Source organism: Duganella sp. Dugasp56 (genome assembly GCF_047304105.1).
Lineage (GTDB): Bacteria > Pseudomonadota > Gammaproteobacteria > Burkholderiales > Burkholderiaceae_D > Rugamonas > Rugamonas hordei.
The window spans coordinates 1-20185 of sequence record NZ_JBGLYQ010000064.1; the positions used below are offsets into that span (position 1 = coordinate 1).

Below are 20185 nucleotides of genomic sequence, written 5' to 3' on the forward strand. Positions count from 1 at the left end.
GGACATGAGCTCAGCTCATGTCCGATTGCCGGAACTGACCCCGCCTTGATCCGCTCGGCCCAGCGTGCAGAGATCCGGCGCGCGGCGCGCGAGGTGCTGGCCGCGCTCACCGGCGAACCGGCCAGCTGTTTCGGCATCCAATCCGAGCCCGGCGGACCGCTGAGCGTGATCGTCGGAGGCCACGACAGCACCATCGGCTGCTCGTTCAGCCACGAAGACGGCTATTCGCTGGCCGCCATCCACCTGCACGGCGCAATCGGCGTCGATATGATGCGCGTGCAGGACATCCCCGACTGGGAGGCCGTGGCGCGCGACTACCTCGGCCCCGTCGTCACGGCGGCGCTGCAAACCATGCCGGCCGCCGAACGCCCCCTCGCCTTCGCGCTTGCCTGGACCCGTCGTGAGGCCGAGCTAAAATGCCAGGGATCTCAACTCGCGGAATGGCCCGCAAGCGGCGGCACCGGCGCCGTTACAGCCATACCGCTCATCATGGAGGCCGCCGGACTGGCAGGCCATGTAGCCATCTACCAAGGAGGAAGTAAATGAAGGCTGTCGCACTGCTGCTGGGCATACTCGCAACTGCAACCGCAAACGCCGCCGACTGCGGCCCGGACACGCTGGGCACCGCGCGCACGATCACGCTGAAGCGCGAAAGCGCTTTGTATGGCACCAATCAGCACGCCCCGCTGCCGCTGCAAAAAGGCGAAGTGGTGCTGACCTTCGACGACGGTCCGATTCCGGAAACCACGCCGTTGGTACTGAAGGCGCTGGCCGACCAATGCGCCAAGGCGACCTTCTTCATGGTCGGCGAAAACCTGGCGAAGGCGCCCGAACTGGGACGCCGCGTAGCCAGCGAAGGCCACTCGACGGGCATCCACAGCAACACGCACCCGCACCTGGCTACGCTCGGCGCCAATGAACAGCTGGCCGACCTGAAGCAGGCGCAAGCGAGCTACCAGGCCGCCTTCGGCAGCGCGGCGCCGGCCTACCGTTTTCCGTTTTTGGAAGAAACGCCAACCATGCTGGCCGCTCTGAAAGAGGCCAACATCACCGTCGCCTCGATCGACCTCGGCATCAACGACTGGCTGCCGGACGACACCAACGAGATCCTCGCCGCGCGCCTGGTCAAGAGCCTGGACGCGAGCAACGGCGGCGGCATCATCCTCATGCATGACGCCAATCCGCCGACCGCGAAAGCCATCCCCACGCTGCTCAAGGTCCTCAAGAGCAAGGGCTACCGCGTGGTGCACGTGGAGTGGGAAAAATAAAGGGAAAATAAAGTCTCAGGGCGCGTCGAGGAAGAAGATGGCGGCGGCCTTGGCCGGCGCCTTTTCGGTCGGCTTGTCGATCTGCACCTGGGCGCAATCCTCGACCACCAGGCTGCGCCAGTTGCCCACGCCGGCGTTGGCGAACGCCGTGTGGGCCTTCGATCCCAGGCTGATATCCAGCGCCAGCCGTGCATTGCGCTCGCCGGTCTTGGCGTAGTTCACGCCGCGCAATTCGAAGCCGAACGCCGTCAGCCACGGCTCCCACAAGCCGCTCTCCACGCCCTTGACGATACGGGCCAGCATTTCCTCCAGCGGCAGGCCTTTCTTGACCACGCCGCGCAACACCTGCAGCGACGGCGCGAAGCGCGCGTCGGTGCTCTGTTTGCCGGCGCCGCTTTCGCCGATCGCCTTCAATTCCTTGGAAAACGCCGCATCGCGCTCGGTGTAGTCACGCATGCGCGTATAGAAACCGCTATCCAGAAAGGGATTGGCTGCTCGGGATGGTGGCTGTTTTTTATCGGTCATGGCGTGCTCGCTTCAGTGTAAGGGGCGTAGTTTAGCCGACCCGGAACGCCTCCGATACTATCTTCGCCGCTTCGGCGATGATTTCGCTGCGCGGCTTGTCGTCCTTGCCCGGCTGCGTCAGGTACGTTACCAGCACGATCGGCGCCCTGCCGGGAGGCCACAGCACGGCTATGTCGTTGGTGGTGCCATGCTCGCCGGTGCCGGTCTTGTCGGCCACCTGCCAGTTGGACGGCACGCCGGCGCGGATGCGCGTGTCGCCGGTGGTATTCCCCAGCATCCAGTCCTTGAGCTGCTTGCGCTGCGCCGGCGGCAGGCCGTCGCCCAGCACCAGCTTGTGCAGCGACGCCGCCATCGCCGCCGGCGTCGTGGTGTCGCGCGGATCGCCTGGCACGGCGGTGTTGAGCTCCGTCTCCATGCGGTCCAGCCGGAATTCGTTGTCGCCGATCGAACGCGCGAACGCCGTCACCGCGGCCGGCCCGCCGATTTGCTTCATCAGCAGGTTGGCCGCCGCGTTGTCGCTGTATTGGATGGTGGCCTCGCACAGCGCCGCCACCGTCATGCCCTTGCCGACGTGCTTGCCGGTCACCGGCGAGTACGCCACCAGATCGCTCTTCGAGTAGGCCACGCGTTTTTTCAGCAGCGACGGCTCCTTCGCCAGCACCGCCGCCGACAGCATGGTCTTGAAGGTGCTGCAGAACGGGAAGCGTTCGTCGGCGCGGTGCAGCAGCTGGCGGCCGTCGGCGGTGTTCAGCGCGGCCACGCCGAGGCGGCCGCCCGATTCGGTCTCCAACTTGGCCAGCAAAACCGCCGGCGTCAGCGGCGTGGCGGCGGGCGGACTGTCCAGCAATTCGGCGGCTCGGGTCAAAGGCGCGGCGGCCAGCGCCAGCAGCAAGGTGCGGCGTTTGGTGAAGTCGGTCATGGCTAATGATGTTGGTTAAATAATATTACTCAATATTACCAGCCCATCCTTAAAAACAGCCGTTCGCCGTCCCTCAATTGAGCGCACCGCATTCCCCCTCGGATGTAGACTGGTTCCATGGCTTCTCAAGTACTCATCGCAGGCGCCGGTCCCACCGGCCTGGTGCTCGCCATCCGGCTGGCGCGGCATGGTATTGCCATCCGCATCATCGACAAGAACAGTGGCCCGGGCCAGGCTTCGCGCGCAATGGCCGTCCATGCGCGCACGCTGGAGTTCTACCGCCAGCTCGGCTTTGGCGACACCGTCGTCAACCTCGGCATCCCGATCCACGCGATCCGCCTGCGCGAGGCCGGCGAGGAAATCGCCGAGCTGCCGCTGCCCGACATCGGCGCCGGCCTCAGTCCCTACCCGTTCGTGCTGTCCTTCCCGCAGGACGATCACGAGCGCTTCCTGGTCGCGCAATTGAAAGCGGAAGGCGTCGACGTCGAGTGGAACACCGAACTCGAATCGTTCACGCAGGACGAATGGGGCGTGCGCGCCGTGCTGGAGCGCGACGGCGAACGCATCGCCTGCAGCGCCGCCTACCTGTGCGGTTGCGACGGCGCCCGCAGCCGGGTGCGCGAATCGCTGAAGCTCGACTTTTCCGGCGGCACCTACGACCACCTGTACTACGTGACCGACGTCAAGGTCGCCGGCCCGGACAACCGCGACCTGATCGGCCACCTCGGCGCCAACACGTTCGCGCTGATGCTGCCGGTGCGTTCGAGCGGCATGCAGCGGCTGATCGGCATCATGCCGCCGCAGGCCGAGGCCAAGCCCGAGCCGGATTTTGAAGACATCCGCCCGGTGCTGGAACCGCTGCTCGGCATCCGTGTGGAACAGGTGAACTGGTTCTCGACCTACCGCGTGCATCACCGCGTGGCCGGGCAATTCCGCGTCGGCCGCTGCTTCATCGCCGGCGACGCCGCCCACATCCACAGCCCGGCCGGCGGCCAGGGCATGAACACCGGCATCGGCGACGCCGTCAACCTGTCGTGGAAACTGGCCCACGTGCTGCAGGGCCGGGCCACCGCCGCCCTGCTCGACACCTACCAGGCCGAACGCATCGTCTTTGCCCGCAGGCTGGTGGCCACCACCGACCGCGCGTTCCAGCTGATCGTCTCGCAGGGCGCGGGCGGCCAGCTGCTGCGGGGCTGGCTGGTGCCGCATGTGTTCCCGGTGCTGGCCGGCTTCGCGGCGGCGCGCCGCACGCTGTTCAAGACCATCTCGCAGGTGCAGATCCACTATCCCGACAGCCCGCTGAGCGGCGGCCGCGCCGGCGAAGTGATCGGCGGCGACCGTCTGCCGTGGGTGCCGCAGCCCGGCGGCGCGGACAATTTTGCCTCGCTGCAGTCGCTGGCCTGGCAGCTTCACGTCTACGGCACACCCGATCCGGCGCTGGCCGCCGCCGCCCAAGCCCTGGGACTGCCGCTGCAAGCCTGGCCATGGAGCGAAACCGCCGAAACGGCAGGCCTGCTGCGCGATGCAGCCTATCTGATTCGTCCCGATATGCACGTGGCGCTGGCCCTGCCGCGTCAGGAAATCGACACACTGCATGAGCTTGTTACACGCTATCACTTGCGTTTTATGCAGGAGTTGCATTAAGGTAATGAAAATTACAAAATAGTCGGGAGACCACCTTGAAAAAAGCTGTCGCAATCCGCCACGTCATGTATGAAGACGTCGGCAGTTTCGCCGCACCCCTCTCGTCCGCCGGCTACAAGTTGCAGTACCTGGAAGCCGGCGTGGACGATCTCGCGCCCGCCGCGGACGCCGACCTGCTGATCGTGCTGGGCGGCCCGATCAGCGTCAACGACACCCGCCACTACCCGTTCATCGCCGACGAGGTCGCGCTGCTGCGCCAGCGCCTGTTCGTCGAACGACCGACGCTGGGCCTTTGCCTGGGCGGCCAGCTGATGGCCAAGGCGCTGGGCGCCAGCGTCCATTCCGGCATCCGCGAAATCGGCTGGGAGCCGCTGACCCTGACCGCCGCCGGCGCCGCTTCGCCGCTGCGCCACGTCGGCCCCGACCACACCTCGATGCTGCACTGGCACGGCGACACCTTCGACATGCCGCCGGGTGCATCGCTGCTGGCTTCGACCCCGGCTTGCCGACACCAGGCGTTTGCCATCGACCATTTTGCGCTCGCGTTCCAGTGCCATCCCGAATTCAGCCCGGCCCGGCTGGAGCAATGGCTGATCGGCCATGCGGTCGAGTTGGTGCATGCCGGCGTACACTTGCAGGATCTGCGCGCTAACACCGCCAACCACGGCCCCACGCTGGTGCACCAGGGGGCGCTCATGCTCAAAGAATGGATCAAAGGATTCCGTGCCTAATCAATCTCAACAACCTCAAAGCTTCTCCCGCCGCGACCTGCTGCTGTCCGCGCTGTCGGCCACCGCCGTCAGCGCCTTGCCCGGCTTCGCGCTGGCCCAGCCGGCGCCGTCCGATGCGCGCTTCACCGCCCTGCTCGACACCTTCGCCGACGAGATCCTGCGCCTGACACCGACCACCGCCACCTCGCTGGGCATGGACAAGGACGGCCGCGCCGCACTCAAATCGCAGCTGGAAGACGCTTCCCCCGCAGGCGACGCCGCCTGGGCCACGCAGGTGCAATCGATGCTGGGCCGGCTGTCCGCGCTGGACCGCGGCACGCTGAGCGCCGACGCCCAGATCCGCTACGACACCGTGCGCTACGCCGCCAACGAAGGCGCGGCCGGGTTGCGCTTCCCGTTTGGCGGCGCCGCCAGCGGCTTCTTCGGCGGCACCTCGCCCTTCCCGGTTACCCAGCAGGACGGCGCGCTGACCCGCATCCCCGAATTCCTCGATTCGCAGCACCAGATCGCCAACGCCGCCGATGCCGAGGCCTATCTGGAACGCGTGTCGGCGATGGCGCGCGTGCTGGACCAGGAAACCGCGCGCATCGTCGAGCAGGCCGGCCACGGCATCATGCCGCCGAACTTCATCGCCCACACCGCGCTGGGCCAGTTGCGCGACTTCCGCAAGACGCCGGTCGCCGCGCAAAAGCTGGTGACCTCGATCGCCGAGCGCACGCGCAAGCTGGGCCTCGCCGGCGACTGGGATGCGCGTGCCACCAAGCTGGTGAACGGCATGGTCTATCCGGCGCTGGAGCGCCAGATCGCCGCCTTCGCCAAGGCCACCGCCAAAGCCACCGACGTCGCCGGCGTGCACCGCCTGCCGGACGGCGCGGCATACTACGAATGGGCGCTCAGGCTGGGCACCTCGACCAGCCGCAGCGCGCAGGAGATCCACGCCATCGGCCTGGAGCAGAACAAGCAGTTGCAATCGCGCATCGACGCCATCCTCAAGGCGCAGGGCATCACGCAAGGCACGGTGGGCGCGCGCATGCGGGCGCTGTCCAAGGATCCGAAGCGCTTCTACGCCGACAACGACGCCGGCCGCGAACAACTGATCGCCTACTGCAATGAGCGCGTCAACGCGGTGCGCGCGCTGATGCCGAAGATCTCGCACATGGACCTGAAGGTGCCGCTGCAGATCAAGCGTGTGCCGGTCGATATCGAAGCCGGCGCCGCGCTCGGCTACATGAACTTCGCCTCGCTGGACGGCTCGCGCCCGGCGATCTACTACATCAACCTGAAATCGACGACGCTGTGGCCGAAGTCCGAGCTGGCCACGCTGACCGCGCACGAAGGCTTGCCGGGACACGCCTTCCAGGGCGCCTACCTGGCCGAGCATCACAACGAGCTGCCGCTGATTTCGTCGCTGATGGGCTTTAACGCCTTCGTCGAAGGCTGGGCCTTGTATGCGGAACAGTTGGTGGACGAATTCGGCTTGTACGCCAACGACCCGTTCAGCCAGATCGGCTATCTGCAGGCGCAGCAGTTCCGCGCCTGCCGCCTGGTGGTCGACACCGGCATGCACGCGCTGAAATGGACGCGCCAGCAGGCGATCCGCTTCCTGGTCGAGAACACCGGCCGCGGCTTGCCGGCGATGACCAGCGAGATCGACCGCTACAGCGTATCGCCGGGACAGGCCTGCGGCTACAAGATGGGCCACAACGAAATCCTGCGCCAGCGCGAACGCGCCAAGGCCGCGCTGGGCGGCAGGTTCGACCTGGCCGCCTTCAACGATGCGCTGGTGCAAAGCTGCGGCGTGCCGCTGACGGTGCTGCCGACCGTGGTCGACCGCTACATCAGCGAGGCGAAGAAGGCATAAGAGCGAACGGATCAGCCGGGCGCTGCCGCTTACGCGCCCGGATCAGCTGCTCGACGGCCATGGCGGCAAGAATGATCAACAAGGGCATAATCGGCTCCCTGTAGCGGTAAATCACGTAAAAAATCATATGCACCGACGTGTAGCACAGCGCGGCAAGCCAGAGCAGGCAAGTATTTCTGCTTCGTAGCCGTCGATAAGCAAGGCCGCCCACCGCCGAGCCGCAGATCAAAAGATATTGCGCCAGCCACGCCAAGCGCGTCAAGGCTTCTCCTTTGGGCTGAGGGCCTTCCCCCTCGTGTACCGGAGGCATCCAGAACAGGACGACTTTTTTAAACGACAGGGCGAGGAACCGGTTCGGATTCTGCTTTATCCAGGCAATCGCCTCATGTTTCAATGTGTCATTTGCCACGACCTCCCCTTGCTTGCGTAACTGATGCCAGGTAGCGCCCCTTGGCGTGTCGGCAATGGAAATAAACATGCCGTCCGCGGCGGCATTGTTACCCAGGTAGAGATTGAAGCCCCCATTGGTGTTTAAAACCGGGGCGCCAAGGACTTGATAGTTGCGGATCAGCCAGGGCGCCACGACGAGCAAGGCGACCAATACGGTCAAGCCGAGTCTTGCCAGTTTTCGGCGCAAAGACAAGGGTGAAATCATCAGCGCAATCACAAAAACCGGGGTAAGCGTCAAGCCGGAATTTCCAGTGATCGCAAGCAGTCCGAGAATAGCGCCAACCAGGATCGCAATCCGCGCCGACGGATTGCAGCTGCATCGCAAGGAAAGCAGGACGACACCGAGCATCAGCGGCATCATCAGATTTTCTTTGGCAAGGTATGCCGCATAAATCCACGACGGCAGGTAAATGGCGAATATACCGACACCGAGCAACCGCCCCGCCTTGCCGGCGCCAGCCTCTTTCGCGATCAGATGAATCAGCCACGCGCTGACCGTGCATAGCAATGCATTCGCAAACAGCGCCGCCAGCAAATGGTGGCCAAAGACGGCAAAAACCGGCGCCAAAACAAACAAGGGGTAGCCGGCACTCAGGAATGCGGAATTGCCCCCCTCAACCAACCCGTTGCCAGCCACCAGGTTCATCGCCATCTGCTCATATCCAGCGTAGTCGCTGACAGGCTGGAATTGCAGGGCAAAAGCTGTCGCGCTCCGCGCCAAAAGCGCGAACACCAAAATCAAAGCCAGCCACTGCTTTTCATTGATACGGGCAAACATTGGACGCATGTCGCTGCTCCGATAGATCAGCTAACTCTTGCTGACTAAAAAAACCCCCGCGCAGATCAGCGCAACCCCGCCGGCACGCAGCATCGTCACCTGCTCTCCCGCTAACAAGCCGACAATGACGGTTAGTCCAAAGCCCAGTCCAACCAAGGGATATGCCTTGCTGATGTCCCACCTGGATAGCACCCCGAGCCAGACTATGGCGCCCAACCCATAAAGGAAAAAACCGCTCAACACGAACCTGTTTGAAAACACCGTGAAGGCGGTACGCAGAGCCAGCGGCTGTGCCATGACCTCCCTCACATCCGCACTGGACATGCCTGCCTTCAAGGAAAACTGGGCCATGACAGAGAGCGCGATGCTCAAGACGGCAATGAAAAGAGTATTCATAGCATTCCATCCAACGCAAGAAAGTGTGCTATCAGCATCGTGACTGCCATGACGATGACGGTGCTGCGGCTGCCACGGTCTTTGATCGCATAGATCACGGGATCGTCGTGCATCTCTCCGCGCGAGGTCTTGATCCAAAGCCGGGCCAGCCAGTAAATCAATCCTATGGCCACGAGCCATAACAGACCAGGTGTCGCGTAGCGGGATTGGGTATCGGGGGAATTGATAAAAAGCCCGAAGACAACGACTGCCGACATGGCGGACGCCACACCCAGTGGCGACAGTACCGCCAGGTCCGCCACCCGGTAATCGCGGCCGCGCGCGGCTATATTTCCGATCTGTTCCAGCGAGATTAGTTCGGAACAGCGCTTCACCAATGCCAAACTCAGGAACATGAAAACCGAAAAGGCCAACAACCACTCGCTGGTGGGGATTGCGGCAGCCACAGAGCCGGCAAGGATGCGCAGCGTGTAAAGCAGAGACAGCATGATCACGTCAATCAGCACGTATTCCTTGAACATCCAGCTATAGCTGCTGGTAAGAATTACGTACAGGAGCAACATTAGGAAGAAAGCCTGGGAGACTACCAGAGCCAAGGCAAACGCCAGCATGAGCAAACAGCCGGCGACCACAAGCCCGGTAAGTATCGGTATCCTGGCGCTGGCGAACGGACGGTCCTTTTTTCGGGGATGAGCGCGGTCGTTTTCCAGATCCCACAAATCGTTGAACATATACGTGGCGGAAGCGGCAGACGAAAACGACAGGAAGGCCAGCGCTATTGTCGCGAGCTTCCCAATATCCATGAACGAAAAGGCAGTTAGCAAGGGCACGAACAACAGCAGGTTTTTCAGCCATTGGTGTACCCGCAATGCCTTCATCCAGGTGGAAAAGCCAATTGGCTCTTTCGAAAATTCCTGCTCGACCGGGTTTCGGTCGCGGACGGATTTGGCCAGGCCTGCCGAAGCCCCAACCAGAATGGCTGCTTGCGCGGCGTTCCATATCGGGATGTCTGAACGACTATCGCCGGCATAGACGAAGTCTGTTCCAAGCTTTTCCTGTATGGCTTCAAGTTTGACGCTGCCCTTGAGATTGCGGCCCATATCGGTAGCCAATACGTCATCGAACAACGCAAGGTGGTCGGATACGCCCTGGGCGATTGATTTATGCGCCGCCGTGGCCAGAATGATATGGCGCCCCTTGCTTTTTTCACTGCGCAGATAAACCAGCAACGCCTCGCGGTAGGGCAAGCGGTCCGCCGAGATGGCGGCACGGGAGCAGACCGCATCCTTGAACGCCGCACGACCTTTCAGTAGCCAGAAAGGCAGGCGCAGTAAATTGAGCGGCGATTGCTTGATGAACTGGATGACAGACTCGACAAGCGTATCCGTTGCGGTCAATGTCCCGTCGAGATCGACAACTATTGGCCAAGCGGCTGCTGAATTGACTTGGACCAGGTCGATTTTCATCTGCGGCATCTCAAGACGGGATCGCCTTACTATAAGCTCGACGCCAAGGAGGCCGATGTCGACTGCGTCAAATAAACGCTTCAAATTTCCTTGCAGGGATTAATGGGAGCGGAGGTGGCGGAATCGCCACCGTAGAGTAAGGTGAGCGCACGTACCAGCCGAGCGCCGAATAGAGCGCCCGGCCCTCCTCCGTGGCCACCAGTACCCGTTGCGCCGCGCCTGATTGCTGTATCGCCCCCAGCGCCGCCATCAGCACCCTGCCCAGGCCCCGCCGTCGGTGCGCGGCGGCGGTGAAGATGCGGTCGAAAATGAAGACGCCGGCGTATTCAGCCGCATGACCGACGGCGGCAAGCGCGCCGTCCTCCGCAAAAATGCGCACCGTCGCAATCGGATAGTTCTCCTCCAGATCGATCCGGTATCCGACAGGCAGCGACGGCACCCCATCGCGGACGCTGTCCTGCACCATCAGGTAAGCGGAGGGCTGGAGCTGCCACCTGGGCGGCACAAGCGCCAGCAATTGCTGGCCGGTGCCGCACATCTTGATCAGGGTGTATGGCGTCGTAATCGACTGGCCCAGCTCGCGTATTCCTTGCATCGGGCCGGCAAAGACGTAACGCTGGTTTTCATGTGGCAGGCCGCTATCGACACGCAGCCCGCCATGGTCAGGCACCGGCAGCGGCAGGCCGTGCGCCAGCGATCGCGCGCCGAGCCAGCCGGCGAGAAGTTCAGGCAGTGACAATACGTGCATTTTTCAGCATTGATGGAATGTTATTCTTGGGCATATGATAAATCCAAAGTCCTCAAAGGAAGTGAAGATGAAATTCGATTGGCATGGCGGAGTGATTTCGCGAACGACCGAAATCGATTCTGGCTACAGGAACACGCAAAACGTCCGGCGCTTTCTCTCCGGTCAGTGCGGTCCCGATTTCAAATTCGACCGCGAACTGATGGCGTGGGTGCGCAATGGTTTGGCGAAGAACATGGGCGACGTGGCGGACGAATGGACGCGACGCCGCGTTGAACGCGGCTGAGTTCGGCCACTTGCGTGCAAGGTCTAAGACCGAGATTCCCGCCGATGAGAAATAGAGGGCTGCTGCAACCGTTTGCGGGCAACATTAACTTAAATTCATCAATTTAAAGTATCAAATCAACCGTTCTCAAAGGAGTACCAATTGAATAGCGACAGATTTACGGGGTATTGCATCCTCGCGGCGGCAGCGATCATCGGTGCAGCTCTCGTCTATCACGCTCAATGTGGACGGTATCAATTTCGTACATCGACTCCACCTGGAATCGTTTGGGTCCTTGACACATTCACAGGTGAGGTGAAAGGCTCAAACAGCTGGAAAACGGGCTCCCCGTGACAATTGCGAGCTGCAATTGCACGGCGGGCGGAAAACCCCATTGAGCGGTATTGACAGTCCCGCCTGCTACGACAGCCAAAAAATAATCGTTTGACGCCTCCTGCTTTTGTTGTAAGCTACCCCTTTGCAAAATGGCCACGAGCCAACGCAGTATCGGGAGAGCCTGTCCAGGAACCCACCCGCACAGCGCCGAAGGAGCAACCGCCCCGGAAACTCTCAGGCAAAAGGACCGATACCGCATTCAAACTCTGAAGAGCAGCCGGACAGACGTCACCCGGCGCACCGAAGGAGCAAGCAGCGTCGCTACCCACGGTCGTTGTGAATCTCTCAGGTCCAGAACAGAGGGGGTGTCCCTGCGCATGTCGCGCATCGACCATTCCCCTTGACGTGCTGGAGCTTTACCCTCATGAAAACCATAGCTATCATCGGCGGCGGCATCACCGGCGTCACCACCGCTTACGCACTCGCCAAGCGCGGCTTCAAGGTCACGCTGCTGGAACGCCATCGCTACGCGGCGATGGAAACCTCGTTCGCCAACGGCGGCCAGCTGTCCGCCTCCAACGCCGAGGTCTGGAACCACAGCGGCACCATCGTCAAAGGCTTGAAGTGGATGCTGAAGAACGACGCGCCGCTGCTGGTCAATCCCAAGCCCAGCTGGCACAAGCTGTCGTGGTTTGCCGAATTCATCGCCGCCATCCCGCACTACCGCGACAACACCATCGCCACCGCCAAACTGGCCGTGGCCGCGCGCCAGCATCTGTTCAGCTGGGCCGACGAGGAAGGCATAGACTTCGACCTCAAGCGCGAAGGCATCCTGCACATCTACCGCAACCGCGAAGGCTTCGAGCGCGCGGCTGAAGTGTCGAAGCTGCTGGCACTGGGCGGCCTGCCGCGCCGCGCAGTCACCCCCGAGGAGATGCGCGCCATCGAGCCGACGCTGGCCGGCCAGTACTACGGCGGCCACTACACCGAAAGCGACAGCTCCGGCGACATCCACAAGTTCACCACCGGCCTGGCCCAGGCCGCGCAGCGCCTCGGCGTCGAGCTGCGCTTCGGCCAGCGCGTGACCGCCATGCACGCCGACGCCACCGGCGCCACTGTGACCGTCGAACAGGACGGCGGCGACGACACCAGCCGCTACGACGCGGTGGTGGTCTGCGCCGGCACCGCCAGCCGCGCAATGGCGTCCATGCTGGGCGATCACGTCAACGTCTATCCGGTCAAGGGCTATTCGATCACCGTGCACCTGGACGATGCCGCCAGCCAGGCGGCCGCGCCCAACGTCAGCCTGCTCGACGACGCCACCAAGCTGGTCTGCAGCCGCCTGGGCGAAGACCGCTTCCGCGTGGCCGGCACGGCCGAATTCAACGGTTTCAACCGCGACATCCGCGCCGACCGCATCGCGCCATTGCTGAACTGGGTGCAGCAATGCTTCCCCGGCGTCAGCACCCGCAACGTGACGCCGTGGGCCGGCCTGCGCCCGATGACGCCGGACCTGATGCCGCGCGTGGGTCGCGGCAAGGCGCCGACAGTGTTCTACAACACCGGCCACGGCCACCTGGGCTGGACCTTGTCGGCCGCCACGGCGGACATTATTGCCGAAACGGTACTGTCCGCCCTGGGCGCTCCCTGCTCCAACGTGGGCCAGCGCACCGCGCAAGCCTTGAAAATGGCGTAAACTGCCATCATCTTGAGCCTGTCCCTACAAGGAGATCTGACATGACGGCAAAATCTATCGCACGTATGACCCTGCTGGCGAGCGCCCTGGCGCTGGCGACGCCGGTGTTTGCGGCCGAGCCTACGATCCACGAGGTCTATGTAGCGGCCGAAGCGGGCAAATACACCGAAGCGCAGGCATTGATGGACCAGGTCCTCAAAGCGCATCCAAACAGCGCCACGGCGCACTTTGTCGAAGCGGAGCTGCTGGCCAAGCAAGGCCAGTTCGCCGCCGCGCAAGGTGAGCTGGCGACGGCTGAACGCCTGGCACCCGGCCTGCCGAAAGTGAATCCGAGCGCGGTGGCGAAGTTGCGCACGTTGCTGGCGGACGGCCAGAAGCCCAAGGCCAATTACAGCCAGCAGCAGCCGCGCAACAGCAACGCCGGCTACAGCAGCGGCGGCTATAACAACAGCCCAAGCAGCGGCATGCCATGGGGCACCATCCTGATCCTCGGCGGCGGCCTGCTGGGCTTTATCTGGCTGGCGACGCGCTTCATGTCGCGCCGTAACGCGCAAGCCAACGGTCCTGCCGGCTTTGATCCAAGCGGCCAGGCGCCTGGCTACGCACCCGGCGGCTACCCACCGCAGGGCGGCTATCCGCAGCAGGGTTATGGCCCCGGCTATGGCCAGCCGCAAGGCAGCGGCATGGGTTCGCGCATCATGGGCGGCCTGGCGACCGGCGCCGCGGTTGGCGCGGGTATCGTGGCCGGCGAAGCGATTGCGCGCCAGTTCACCGGCGATCACGGCTCGTCGGGCAACCACGACCAGCCGCGTAACGACATCGTCTACGACGATCCGTCGCGCGATGAACTGCTGCGCCGCGACGACATGGGCGGCAACGACTTCGGCACCAGCGGCGGCTGGGACGATGGCGGAGGCAGCAGTGGCGGTGACAGCGGCGGCGGTGGCGGCGGCGACTGGGATTAACTCACTGAGATTAGGCAGTCCTCACGGGGCGCGGCGCTCGCCCGCCCCGGCAGCCATCATCGCAACATCCCAATACGGCGGATCGCCGAAATACTCCCGTAAATAACGTACGAACAGCTGTGCCTTGGCCTGGTTGGAGCGGCCCGGCAGGTGCACGGCGTGCACCGCCGATTCGCTCGGATCGCGCCGCTGGCGTTCGCCGCCTGGCGCCAGCCGGATCATCGGAAACACCGGCACCAGCTGGCCGGCCACGATCGCGTCGCTGACCAGCCAGTTCGCCAGATGCACGATGCCGCCGCCGGCGATGGCCGCGTGCAGCAGCGAATCCGTATCGTCGCAACGCAAATTGCCCTTGACCGCCAGCGGCTGCCCCTGGTTGACGCCCTCGAACCGCCACCAGCCGCTCGGCATGGTGCGCCCCATGACACTGAGACACTGGTGCTTCAGCAGATCGACCGGAGACTGCGGCCAGCCGTGCCGCTCCAGATAGGCCGGACTGGCGCTGACCACGCGATGCTGCGTCACCAGCCGCGTCGCCACCAGGCTGCTGTCCGGCAGCACGCCCACCCTGACCGCCACGTCGACACGCTGCGCGCCGAGATCGACGATATCGTCGCTGACGTGAAGCTCCACTTCCATCTTCGGATAGCGCTGCAGAAACTGCGCCACCGCTCCCGCCACATGCAGCCGCCCGAAGGCGGCGGGCGCGGTCACCGTCAGCAGGCCGCGCGGCTCGCTGTCCATCTCCTGCACGGCGGCCTTGCCGTCGGCCAGTTCTGCAAGGATGTTGCGGGCGCGCGGCAGGAAGCGGTTGCCGGCATCGGTCAGTATCACCTGGCGGGAGCCGCGCAACAGCAGGCGCGATCCCAGTTCGGCCTCCAGCGCGTCGAGCTTGCGCGAAACCGAGGACACCGCCATTCCCAGCTCAATGGCGGCGCGCGACAGGCTGCCGCTGTCCACCACGGCAACCAGGCAACGCAGGGTATCGATCATGACTTTTCTTTTGCGGATATTGCAAAGACATTTTGCATTAATCCATATTGTGCCATTTTTTGCAAAGCTGCATACTTCATTCCATCAAAACTTCTTAAGGAAAAGAATCATGAAACTGAGCACAATCGCAGCCGCCCTCGCCTTCGTCGCCACAGCCCCAGCCATGGCCGCCGCGCCGATGGCCGGCACCAATGCCCCGGGCTTTTTCCGCATCATGCTGGGCGACTTTGAAGTGACCGCCATCAGCGACGGCACCGTCGACCTGCCGATGAACCAGCTGTTGCAGCAGCCGGCCGCCAAGACCGATCTGGCGCTGAAGAACGCCTACATCGGCAGCCCGACCGAGACCTCTGTCACCGCCTACCTGGTCAACACCGGCGGCAAGCTGGTGCTGATCGACACCGGCGCCGGCGGCCTGTTCGGCCCGACGCTGGGCAAGCTGCTGGCCAACCTGAAAGCTTCAGGCTATCAACCCGAGCAGGTCGATGAAGTACTGCTGACCCACCTGCATCCGGACCATGTCGGCGGCCTGGCCGCCAACGGCAAGGCGGCCTTCCCCAACGCCGTCGTCCACGCCGACAAGCACGACACCGACTTCTGGCTGAGCCAGGTCAACCTGGACAAGGCGTCCGCCGACAGCAAGGGCTTCTTCCAGGGCGCGATCGCCTCGCTGACGCCGTACGTCGCCACCAAGCATCTGCAACCGTTCAGCGGCGCCGCCGAAGTCACACCCGGCATCCGCGTCGTCACCAGCTACGGCCACACGCCGGGCCACGTCAACTACCTGGTTGAGAGCAAGGGCAAGAAGCTGCTGCTGGTCGGCGACCTGATACACGTGGGTGCCGTGCAATTCGACCATCCGGAAGTGACGATCGGCTTCGACAGCGACCAGAAGACCGCCGCCCTCGCCCGCAAGCAAACCTTCCAGGCCGCAGCCAAGGACGGCACGCTGATCGGCGCCACCCACCTGCCGTTCCCGGGGCTGGGCCATGTGCGCGGCGCCGGCCAGGCGTCGTTCCAGTGGGTGCCGGTGAATTACAGCCAACTGCGCTAGAGTCCACCAGTCAGGCAAGTGTCAGCGAATACCGTCATAATGCGGGGATGAGCACCATTTCATCTCCCATCAACGTCCTTGTTGTAGACGACCATCCCTTGCTGCGCATGGGTTTGGTCGAAGCCATCTCCAGCCAGGCCGACATGCGCGTGGCTGGCGAGGCCGGCAACGGTCGCGACGCGGTCGAGCGCTACGCGGCCCTGCGGCCCGACGTCACCATCATGGATATCGCCATGCCGGAGATGTGCGGCGTCGAGGCGCTGCAGGAAATCCGCCGCGAGCACGCGAACGCGCGCGTCGTCATGCTGACCACCTACAAGGCGGACGCGCAGATCCTGCGCGCCGTGCAAGGCGGCGCCGCAGGATTTTTATTGAAAAGCACCCTGCGCAAGGAATTACTGGACACCATACGCGGCGTGCACCAGGGCCAGCGCCGCATTCCGCCGGAGATCGCGATGGAGCTGGCGCAGCACATGGGTCAGGGTCCGCTGAGCGCGCGCGAGACGGAAGTGTTGAATCATGTCGCCACCGGCCACTCCAACCGCCGCATCGCCGAGCAGTTGTTGATTTCGGAAGAAACGGTGAAGGCGCACATGAAGAACGTGCTGGCCAAGCTGGCCGCCAACGACCGCACGCACGCCGTCACCATCGCGCTCAAGCGCGGCATCATCACGATTTAATCGCTGGCGGTGCTGGCCAGCCATAGCAGGATAGCGCACGGCAGCAGCAGGCCGTTGAAGCCGACCGCGATATAGGCCAGCGCGCCGCTGATGCAGCCGACGCAAAACGCCAGCACCGGCCAGACCAGCTTCTTCAGGCGCGCCCGCGCCTCGGCGTCGCCGCGCAGCGTGTCGACCAGGTCGATGACCAGCTGCGTCACGTTACCAGTCATCACCGTGGTGGCCGCCACCTTCCCCAACAACAGCTTGCCATAGGTGTTTTGCACCGCCATCGCGCCCGCGCACAGCATGCCGGTCAGCAGCGTCAACGGCGCGGCCGCGTCCAGCATCGGCGACGCCCGCCACGCGCAGACGACGGTGGCCGCCATCAGCGCCAGCTGCAGCAGGAAGCTGTTGCGCAACTGGCGGGCGCCGGAACGCTCCCAGTGCAATATCATCAGCCGCCCGAACGCGACGAACAGGATGAACACCGGGAACACCAGCAGCTTGATCAGCACATCGTGCGACGGCGTCGCCATGGCGCGGCCGATCAGCACGAAGTTGCCGGTCACGTGGGCCGTGAACAGGCCGAACAGGCCAATGAAGCCCAGCGTGTCGACGTAGCCGGCCAGGAAGCCCAGCGCGGCGCTTTGTTTGGAGTCACCGCGTTCCATCTGCGCCTTTCTGCAGGTCGAGCCAGGCCACCAGCAGGAAGGCGCCGGTCAGGCCGAGATGCTCGAAGAAGCTGTTGGCGGCCATGAAGCGCTCCATGCCCGCCATTTCCCAGAAGCGGTTGGCGACAAAGGTCGCCATCAGGGTGAAGGCGCCGAGGAAGCCGGCGCCCAGCCAGCGGTAGAAGCCGGTCAGTATCATCGCCGAGGCGGCCAGCTCGCCGGCGATCACCAGCGCGGCCATCGGCCCGGCCGGCGACAGGCCGAAGTGCTGCATCTCGCCGACGGCGGCGCCGAAGTCGGTCAGCTTGTTGATGCCGCCCTGCAGGTAGGCCGAGCACAACAGCAGCAGGCAGATCCAGCGTATCCAGGGTGAGGATAGGCGATTCTTCAGATTCATCAGGTATAGCTCCGTGTTAGCACGTCGTTCCCGCGCGGGCGGGAATGACGGTAGTGGTGGTTAAACGGCCCAGCAGGCGCAACCCAGCGCGCCCCAGAAGCCCTTCAGGTCGGCGATCGGCAGCTTGCTGGTCCAGGCCGTGGCGTGCTGGTGGCCGTGGACGTTGCACTGGTGCGCGCAGCCGCAGGCGGCCTGCTGCTGCCGCAATTGCTGTTGCTGCTGCTTGCGCTGCTCCAGCTCCTTCAACGCCGCGCGGTTGTTGCCGATCTGCTCGCCCCAGCCGGCATAGCCGCCGAAGCGCCGCACCGGCGACCAATCCGGCATCGCCGGCGGTGGCGCCTGGTCGTAGCCGGCGAACTCGCCGGCCGCGTAGACGATCTTGCCGCCGACGATGGTCAGGCGCGACGACATGTCGGCGATCTCGCTTTCGGCGCAGGCATAAAAATCCTTGTCCGGCACGATCAGGTCGGCCAGCTGGCCCGCTTCGATGCGGCCCTTCTTGCCGACCTCGTTCGAGAACCAGGTGGTGTTCTCGGTCCACATGCGCAGCGCCGTTTCGCGGTCCAGGCAATTGGCGCGCGGGTACAGCTGCATGCCGCCGACCGTCTTGCCGGTGATCAGCCACGACAGCGACACCCAGGGATTGTACGAAGCCACCCGCGTGGCGTCGGTGCCGGCCGAGACCTTGACGCCGGCCTCCAGTATCTTCTTGACCGGCGGCGTGGCCTCGGCCGCGCCGTGGCCATAGCGCTCGACGAAGTACTCGCCCTGATAGGCCATGCGGTGCTGCACGGCGACGCCGCCGCCCAGTGCCGCGATGCGGTCGATCGACTGGTCGGAGATCGTCTCGGCGTGGTCGAAGAACCAGTTCAGGCCCGTCAGCGGAATCTCCTGGTTGACGCGCTCGAACACGTCCAGCGCGCGGCTGATGGTCTCGTCGTAGGTCGCGTGCATGCGCCACGGCCAGCGGTTCTGCGCCAGCACGCGGATCACGCCGTCCAGGTCGTCCTCCATATTGCCCGGCATGTCCGGACGCGGCTGGCGGAAATCCTCGAAGTCGGCCGCCGAGAAGGTCAGCATTTCGCCGGCACCGTTGTGGCGGAAGTAGTCGTCGCCCTGCTGGTACTTGACGGCCTGGGTCCAGTTCAGGAAGTCTTCCTTCTCCTGCTGCGGCTTTTGCGTGAACAGGTTGTAGGCCAGGCGTATCGTCAACTGCCCGGCATCCGACAGCTGCTGGATCACCTGGTAGTCCTCGGGATAATTCTGGAAACCGCCGCCGGCGTCGATGGCGCCGGTCACGCCGAGGCGGTTCAGTTCGCGCATGAAGTGGCGGGTCGAGTTGAGCTGGTATTCCAGCGGCAGCTTGGGTCCCTTGGCCAAGGTCTGGTACAGGATGGCGGCGTTGGGCTTGGCCAGCAGCAGGCCGGTCGGATTGCCGGCGCCGTCGCGCAGGATCTCGCCGCCGTGCGGTTCCGGCGTGTCCTTGGTGTAGCCCACGGCGCGCAGCGCGGCGCCGTTCAACAGCGCGCGGTCGTACAGGTGCAGGATGAACACCGGCGTATCCGGCGCCACGGCGTTCAGCTCGGCGATGGTCGGCAGGCGTTTTTCGGCGAACTGGTGTTCGGTGAAGCCGCCCACCACGCGCACCCACTGCGGCGCCGGCGTGATCGCCACTTGCGCCTTCAGCATGGCCATCGCGTCGGCCAGGCTGCGCACGCCGTCCCAGCGCAGCTCCAGGTTGAAGTTCAGCCCGCCGCGTATGATGTGGCAGTGGTTGTCGATCAGGCCGGGCAGCACGCGCTTGCCTTGCAGGTCGATGACCCTGGTGGCCGGACCGGCCAGCGCCATGATCTCGTTGGCGCGCCCCACGTGGGTGAAGCGGCCGTCCTTGATGGCCACCGCCTCGGCGTGCGGGTTGCCGCGGTCGAGCGTGGTGAACAGCCCCCGGTGCAGGATCAGGTCAGGACTTTCCATTATGCATTCCCCTTGGTTTCATCGGACTTTTGCGCGGCCGGCAGCTGGCCGAAGCAATGCGGCTTGACCTGGTCTTCCAGCCACGACACCTTGGCCGCCTCCGGCTGCCACAGCTGGCGCAACAGCGGCGGCAACTGCTCGCCCACCAGGATGCCCAGCAGGCCGACCAGCGCGATCACCGGCGGCGCCGGCGAACGGACATTCAAAAACCCGTAGATCAATCCGACCAACAGCCCCACCGCCAACGACACAATATACAGTTTCATGGTTCGACTCCTTTAAAGCATAAGAGTACCTTCCAGCCACCGCCGGCGCCCCTCTCTTATTGCAGGGGTATTTCAGCAAAACCTCAGTAAAAATACCGATGGAAGCGTTACCATAAAGTGTTA

21 protein-coding genes and 2 riboswitches are annotated in these 20185 nt (G+C 63.9%); of the genes, 10 read left to right on the forward strand and 11 right to left on the reverse strand.

Annotated features, from left to right (window positions below; genetic code table 11):
• Positions 1–546 (forward strand): 4'-phosphopantetheinyl transferase family protein (locus ACCD07_RS29750; protein WP_413449412.1); only part of this gene is annotated, 546 nt, incomplete at its 5' end.
• Positions 543–1268: a polysaccharide deacetylase family protein gene (locus ACCD07_RS29755; protein ID WP_413449413.1), complete on the forward strand. Its 726-nt coding sequence runs from the start codon at positions 543–545 to the stop codon at positions 1266–1268. The genes ACCD07_RS29750 and ACCD07_RS29755, both read left to right, overlap by 4 nt.
• Positions 1269–1283: 15 nt before the next feature.
• Here the strand turns inward: ACCD07_RS29755 and ACCD07_RS29760 are convergent, their stop codons facing one another.
• Complete coding sequence (locus ACCD07_RS29760; RefSeq protein ID WP_353405590.1) at positions 1284–1793, reverse strand: hypothetical protein; 510 nt, start codon at positions 1791–1793, stop codon at positions 1284–1286.
• Positions 1794–1824: 31 nt separating this feature from the next.
• Positions 1825–2712 (reverse strand): class A beta-lactamase, encoded by an 888-nt coding sequence (bla, locus tag ACCD07_RS29765; RefSeq protein WP_413449414.1) that lies wholly within the window; start codon positions 2710–2712, stop codon positions 1825–1827.
• Positions 2713–2829: 117 nt separating this feature from the next.
• Between bla and ACCD07_RS29770 the strand changes: the two genes are divergently transcribed.
• The 3 genes from ACCD07_RS29770 to ACCD07_RS29780 are packed head-to-tail and all read left to right on the forward strand — an operon-like array spanning position 2830 to position 6948.
• A complete protein-coding gene (locus tag ACCD07_RS29770; protein ID WP_176651461.1) occupies positions 2830–4356 on the forward strand; it encodes an FAD-dependent monooxygenase in 1527 nt (508 codons plus the stop codon).
• A 35-nt stretch (positions 4357–4391) separates the two neighbouring features.
• A complete protein-coding gene (locus tag ACCD07_RS29775) occupies positions 4392–5087 on the forward strand; it encodes a glutamine amidotransferase (RefSeq protein ID WP_176651462.1) in 696 nt (231 codons plus the stop codon).
• Complete coding sequence (locus ACCD07_RS29780) at positions 5080–6948, forward strand: DUF885 domain-containing protein (RefSeq protein WP_413449415.1); 1869 nt, start codon at positions 5080–5082, stop codon at positions 6946–6948. The genes ACCD07_RS29775 and ACCD07_RS29780 overlap by 8 nt, the downstream gene beginning before the upstream one ends.
• Here ACCD07_RS29780 and ACCD07_RS29785 read toward each other — a convergent pair.
• The 4 genes from ACCD07_RS29785 to ACCD07_RS29800 all read right to left on the reverse strand — a co-directional run bounded on the left by ACCD07_RS29785 (position 6926) and on the right by ACCD07_RS29800 (position 10777).
• Complete coding sequence (locus ACCD07_RS29785; protein ID WP_413449416.1) at positions 6926–8185, reverse strand: hypothetical protein; 1260 nt, start codon at positions 8183–8185, stop codon at positions 6926–6928. The two genes, ACCD07_RS29780 and ACCD07_RS29785, sit on opposite strands and share 23 nt — an antisense overlap.
• A 21-nt stretch (positions 8186–8206) precedes the next feature.
• The gene (locus ACCD07_RS29790; RefSeq protein WP_413449417.1) at positions 8207–8572 is read right to left on the reverse strand and encodes a hypothetical protein; all 366 of its coding nucleotides are present in this window, start codon (positions 8570–8572) and stop codon (positions 8207–8209) included.
• Positions 8569–10038, reverse strand: coding sequence for a UbiA family prenyltransferase (locus tag ACCD07_RS29795; protein ID WP_413449418.1), 1470 nt, complete (start codon positions 10036–10038; stop codon positions 8569–8571). The genes ACCD07_RS29790 and ACCD07_RS29795 overlap by 4 nt, the downstream gene beginning before the upstream one ends.
• 67 nt (positions 10039–10105) lie before the next feature.
• Positions 10106–10777 carry a GNAT family N-acetyltransferase gene (locus tag ACCD07_RS29800; RefSeq protein WP_413449419.1) on the reverse strand — a complete coding sequence of 224 codons (672 nt, stop codon included), beginning with the start codon at positions 10775–10777 and terminating at the stop codon, positions 10106–10108.
• A gap of 76 nt (positions 10778–10853) precedes the next feature.
• Between ACCD07_RS29800 and ACCD07_RS29805 the strand changes: the two genes are divergently transcribed.
• The 3 genes from ACCD07_RS29805 (at position 10854) to ACCD07_RS29815 (ending at position 14045) form a co-directional block, all read left to right on the forward strand.
• On the forward strand, positions 10854–11069 hold the full coding sequence (locus ACCD07_RS29805) for a DUF6434 domain-containing protein (protein WP_176651467.1): 216 nt from the start codon (positions 10854–10856) through the stop codon (positions 11067–11069).
• A 477-nt stretch (positions 11070–11546) separates the two neighbouring features.
• Positions 11547–11644, forward strand: a riboswitch (glycine riboswitch).
• A 7-nt stretch (positions 11645–11651) separates the two neighbouring features.
• Positions 11652–11754, forward strand: a riboswitch (glycine riboswitch).
• Positions 11755–11808: 54 nt separating this feature from the next.
• The gene (locus tag ACCD07_RS29810) at positions 11809–13080 is read left to right on the forward strand and encodes a D-amino acid dehydrogenase (RefSeq protein WP_413449420.1); all 1272 of its coding nucleotides are present in this window, start codon (positions 11809–11811) and stop codon (positions 13078–13080) included.
• A 41-nt stretch (positions 13081–13121) separates the two neighbouring features.
• A complete protein-coding gene (locus ACCD07_RS29815; RefSeq protein ID WP_413449421.1) occupies positions 13122–14045 on the forward strand; it encodes a tetratricopeptide repeat protein in 924 nt (307 codons plus the stop codon).
• Between the two features lie 21 nt (positions 14046–14066).
• Here ACCD07_RS29815 and ACCD07_RS29820 read toward each other — a convergent pair whose 3' ends face one another.
• On the reverse strand, positions 14067–15038 hold the full coding sequence (locus ACCD07_RS29820; RefSeq protein ID WP_176651470.1) for a LysR family transcriptional regulator: 972 nt from the start codon (positions 15036–15038) through the stop codon (positions 14067–14069).
• A 109-nt stretch (positions 15039–15147) separates the two neighbouring features.
• Here ACCD07_RS29820 and ACCD07_RS29825 point away from each other — a divergent pair, with 109 nt between their 5' ends.
• Positions 15148–16092, forward strand: a complete 945-nt coding sequence (locus tag ACCD07_RS29825; RefSeq protein WP_353404603.1) for an MBL fold metallo-hydrolase — start codon at positions 15148–15150, stop codon at positions 16090–16092.
• Positions 16093–16139: 47 nt separating this feature from the next.
• Positions 16140–16772, forward strand: coding sequence for a response regulator (locus ACCD07_RS29830; RefSeq protein WP_176651472.1), 633 nt, complete (start codon positions 16140–16142; stop codon positions 16770–16772).
• On the opposite strand, the gene ACCD07_RS29835 is transcribed toward ACCD07_RS29830, so the two are convergent.
• The 4 genes from ACCD07_RS29835 to ACCD07_RS29850 are packed head-to-tail and all read right to left on the reverse strand — an operon-like array spanning position 16769 to position 20062.
• On the reverse strand, positions 16769–17425 hold the full coding sequence (locus ACCD07_RS29835) for a YoaK family protein (protein WP_413449422.1): 657 nt from the start codon (positions 17423–17425) through the stop codon (positions 16769–16771). The two genes, ACCD07_RS29830 and ACCD07_RS29835, sit on opposite strands and share 4 nt — an antisense overlap.
• Positions 17412–17822, reverse strand: coding sequence for a DoxX family protein (locus ACCD07_RS29840; RefSeq protein WP_176651474.1), 411 nt, complete (start codon positions 17820–17822; stop codon positions 17412–17414). The genes ACCD07_RS29835 and ACCD07_RS29840 overlap by 14 nt, the downstream gene beginning before the upstream one ends.
• A gap of 60 nt (positions 17823–17882) precedes the next feature.
• Positions 17883–19796, reverse strand: coding sequence for an amidohydrolase (locus tag ACCD07_RS29845; protein ID WP_413449423.1), 1914 nt, complete (start codon positions 19794–19796; stop codon positions 17883–17885).
• Complete coding sequence (locus tag ACCD07_RS29850) at positions 19796–20062, reverse strand: XapX domain-containing protein (protein ID WP_413449424.1); 267 nt, start codon at positions 20060–20062, stop codon at positions 19796–19798. The genes ACCD07_RS29845 and ACCD07_RS29850 overlap by 1 nt, the downstream gene beginning before the upstream one ends.
• Positions 20063–20185: the final 123 nt, after the last annotated feature.

Coding starts and splice junctions, on each gene's coding strand:
- ACCD07_RS29820 (WP_176651470.1), bottom strand. CDS start 15,038: ATGATCGATACCCTGCGTTGCCTGGTTGCCGTGGTGGACAGCGGCAGC.
- ACCD07_RS29850 (WP_413449424.1), bottom strand. CDS start 20,062: ATGAAACTGTATATTGTGTCGTTGGCGGTGGGGCTGTTGGTCGGATTG.
- ACCD07_RS29790 (WP_413449417.1), bottom strand. CDS start 8,572: ATGAATACTCTTTTCATTGCCGTCTTGAGCATCGCGCTCTCTGTCATG.
- ACCD07_RS29805 (WP_176651467.1), top strand. CDS start 10,854: ATGAAATTCGATTGGCATGGCGGAGTGATTTCGCGAACGACCGAAATC.
- ACCD07_RS29815 (WP_413449421.1), top strand. CDS start 13,122: ATGACGGCAAAATCTATCGCACGTATGACCCTGCTGGCGAGCGCCCTG.
- ACCD07_RS29770 (WP_176651461.1), top strand. CDS start 2,830: ATGGCTTCTCAAGTACTCATCGCAGGCGCCGGTCCCACCGGCCTGGTG.
- ACCD07_RS29835 (WP_413449422.1), bottom strand. CDS start 17,425: ATGGAACGCGGTGACTCCAAACAAAGCGCCGCGCTGGGCTTCCTGGCC.
- ACCD07_RS29825 (WP_353404603.1), top strand. CDS start 15,148: ATGAAACTGAGCACAATCGCAGCCGCCCTCGCCTTCGTCGCCACAGCC.
- ACCD07_RS29795 (WP_413449418.1), bottom strand. CDS start 10,038: ATGAAAATCGACCTGGTCCAAGTCAATTCAGCAGCCGCTTGGCCAATA.
- ACCD07_RS29810 (WP_413449420.1), top strand. CDS start 11,809: ATGAAAACCATAGCTATCATCGGCGGCGGCATCACCGGCGTCACCACC.
- ACCD07_RS29845 (WP_413449423.1), bottom strand. CDS start 19,796: ATGGAAAGTCCTGACCTGATCCTGCACCGGGGGCTGTTCACCACGCTC.
- bla (WP_413449414.1), bottom strand. CDS start 2,712: ATGACCGACTTCACCAAACGCCGCACCTTGCTGCTGGCGCTGGCCGCC.
- ACCD07_RS29755 (WP_413449413.1), top strand. CDS start 543: ATGAAGGCTGTCGCACTGCTGCTGGGCATACTCGCAACTGCAACCGCA.
- ACCD07_RS29760 (WP_353405590.1), bottom strand. CDS start 1,793: ATGACCGATAAAAAACAGCCACCATCCCGAGCAGCCAATCCCTTTCTG.
- ACCD07_RS29840 (WP_176651474.1), bottom strand. CDS start 17,822: ATGAATCTGAAGAATCGCCTATCCTCACCCTGGATACGCTGGATCTGC.
- ACCD07_RS29785 (WP_413449416.1), bottom strand. CDS start 8,185: ATGCGTCCAATGTTTGCCCGTATCAATGAAAAGCAGTGGCTGGCTTTG.
- ACCD07_RS29830 (WP_176651472.1), top strand. CDS start 16,140: ATGAGCACCATTTCATCTCCCATCAACGTCCTTGTTGTAGACGACCAT.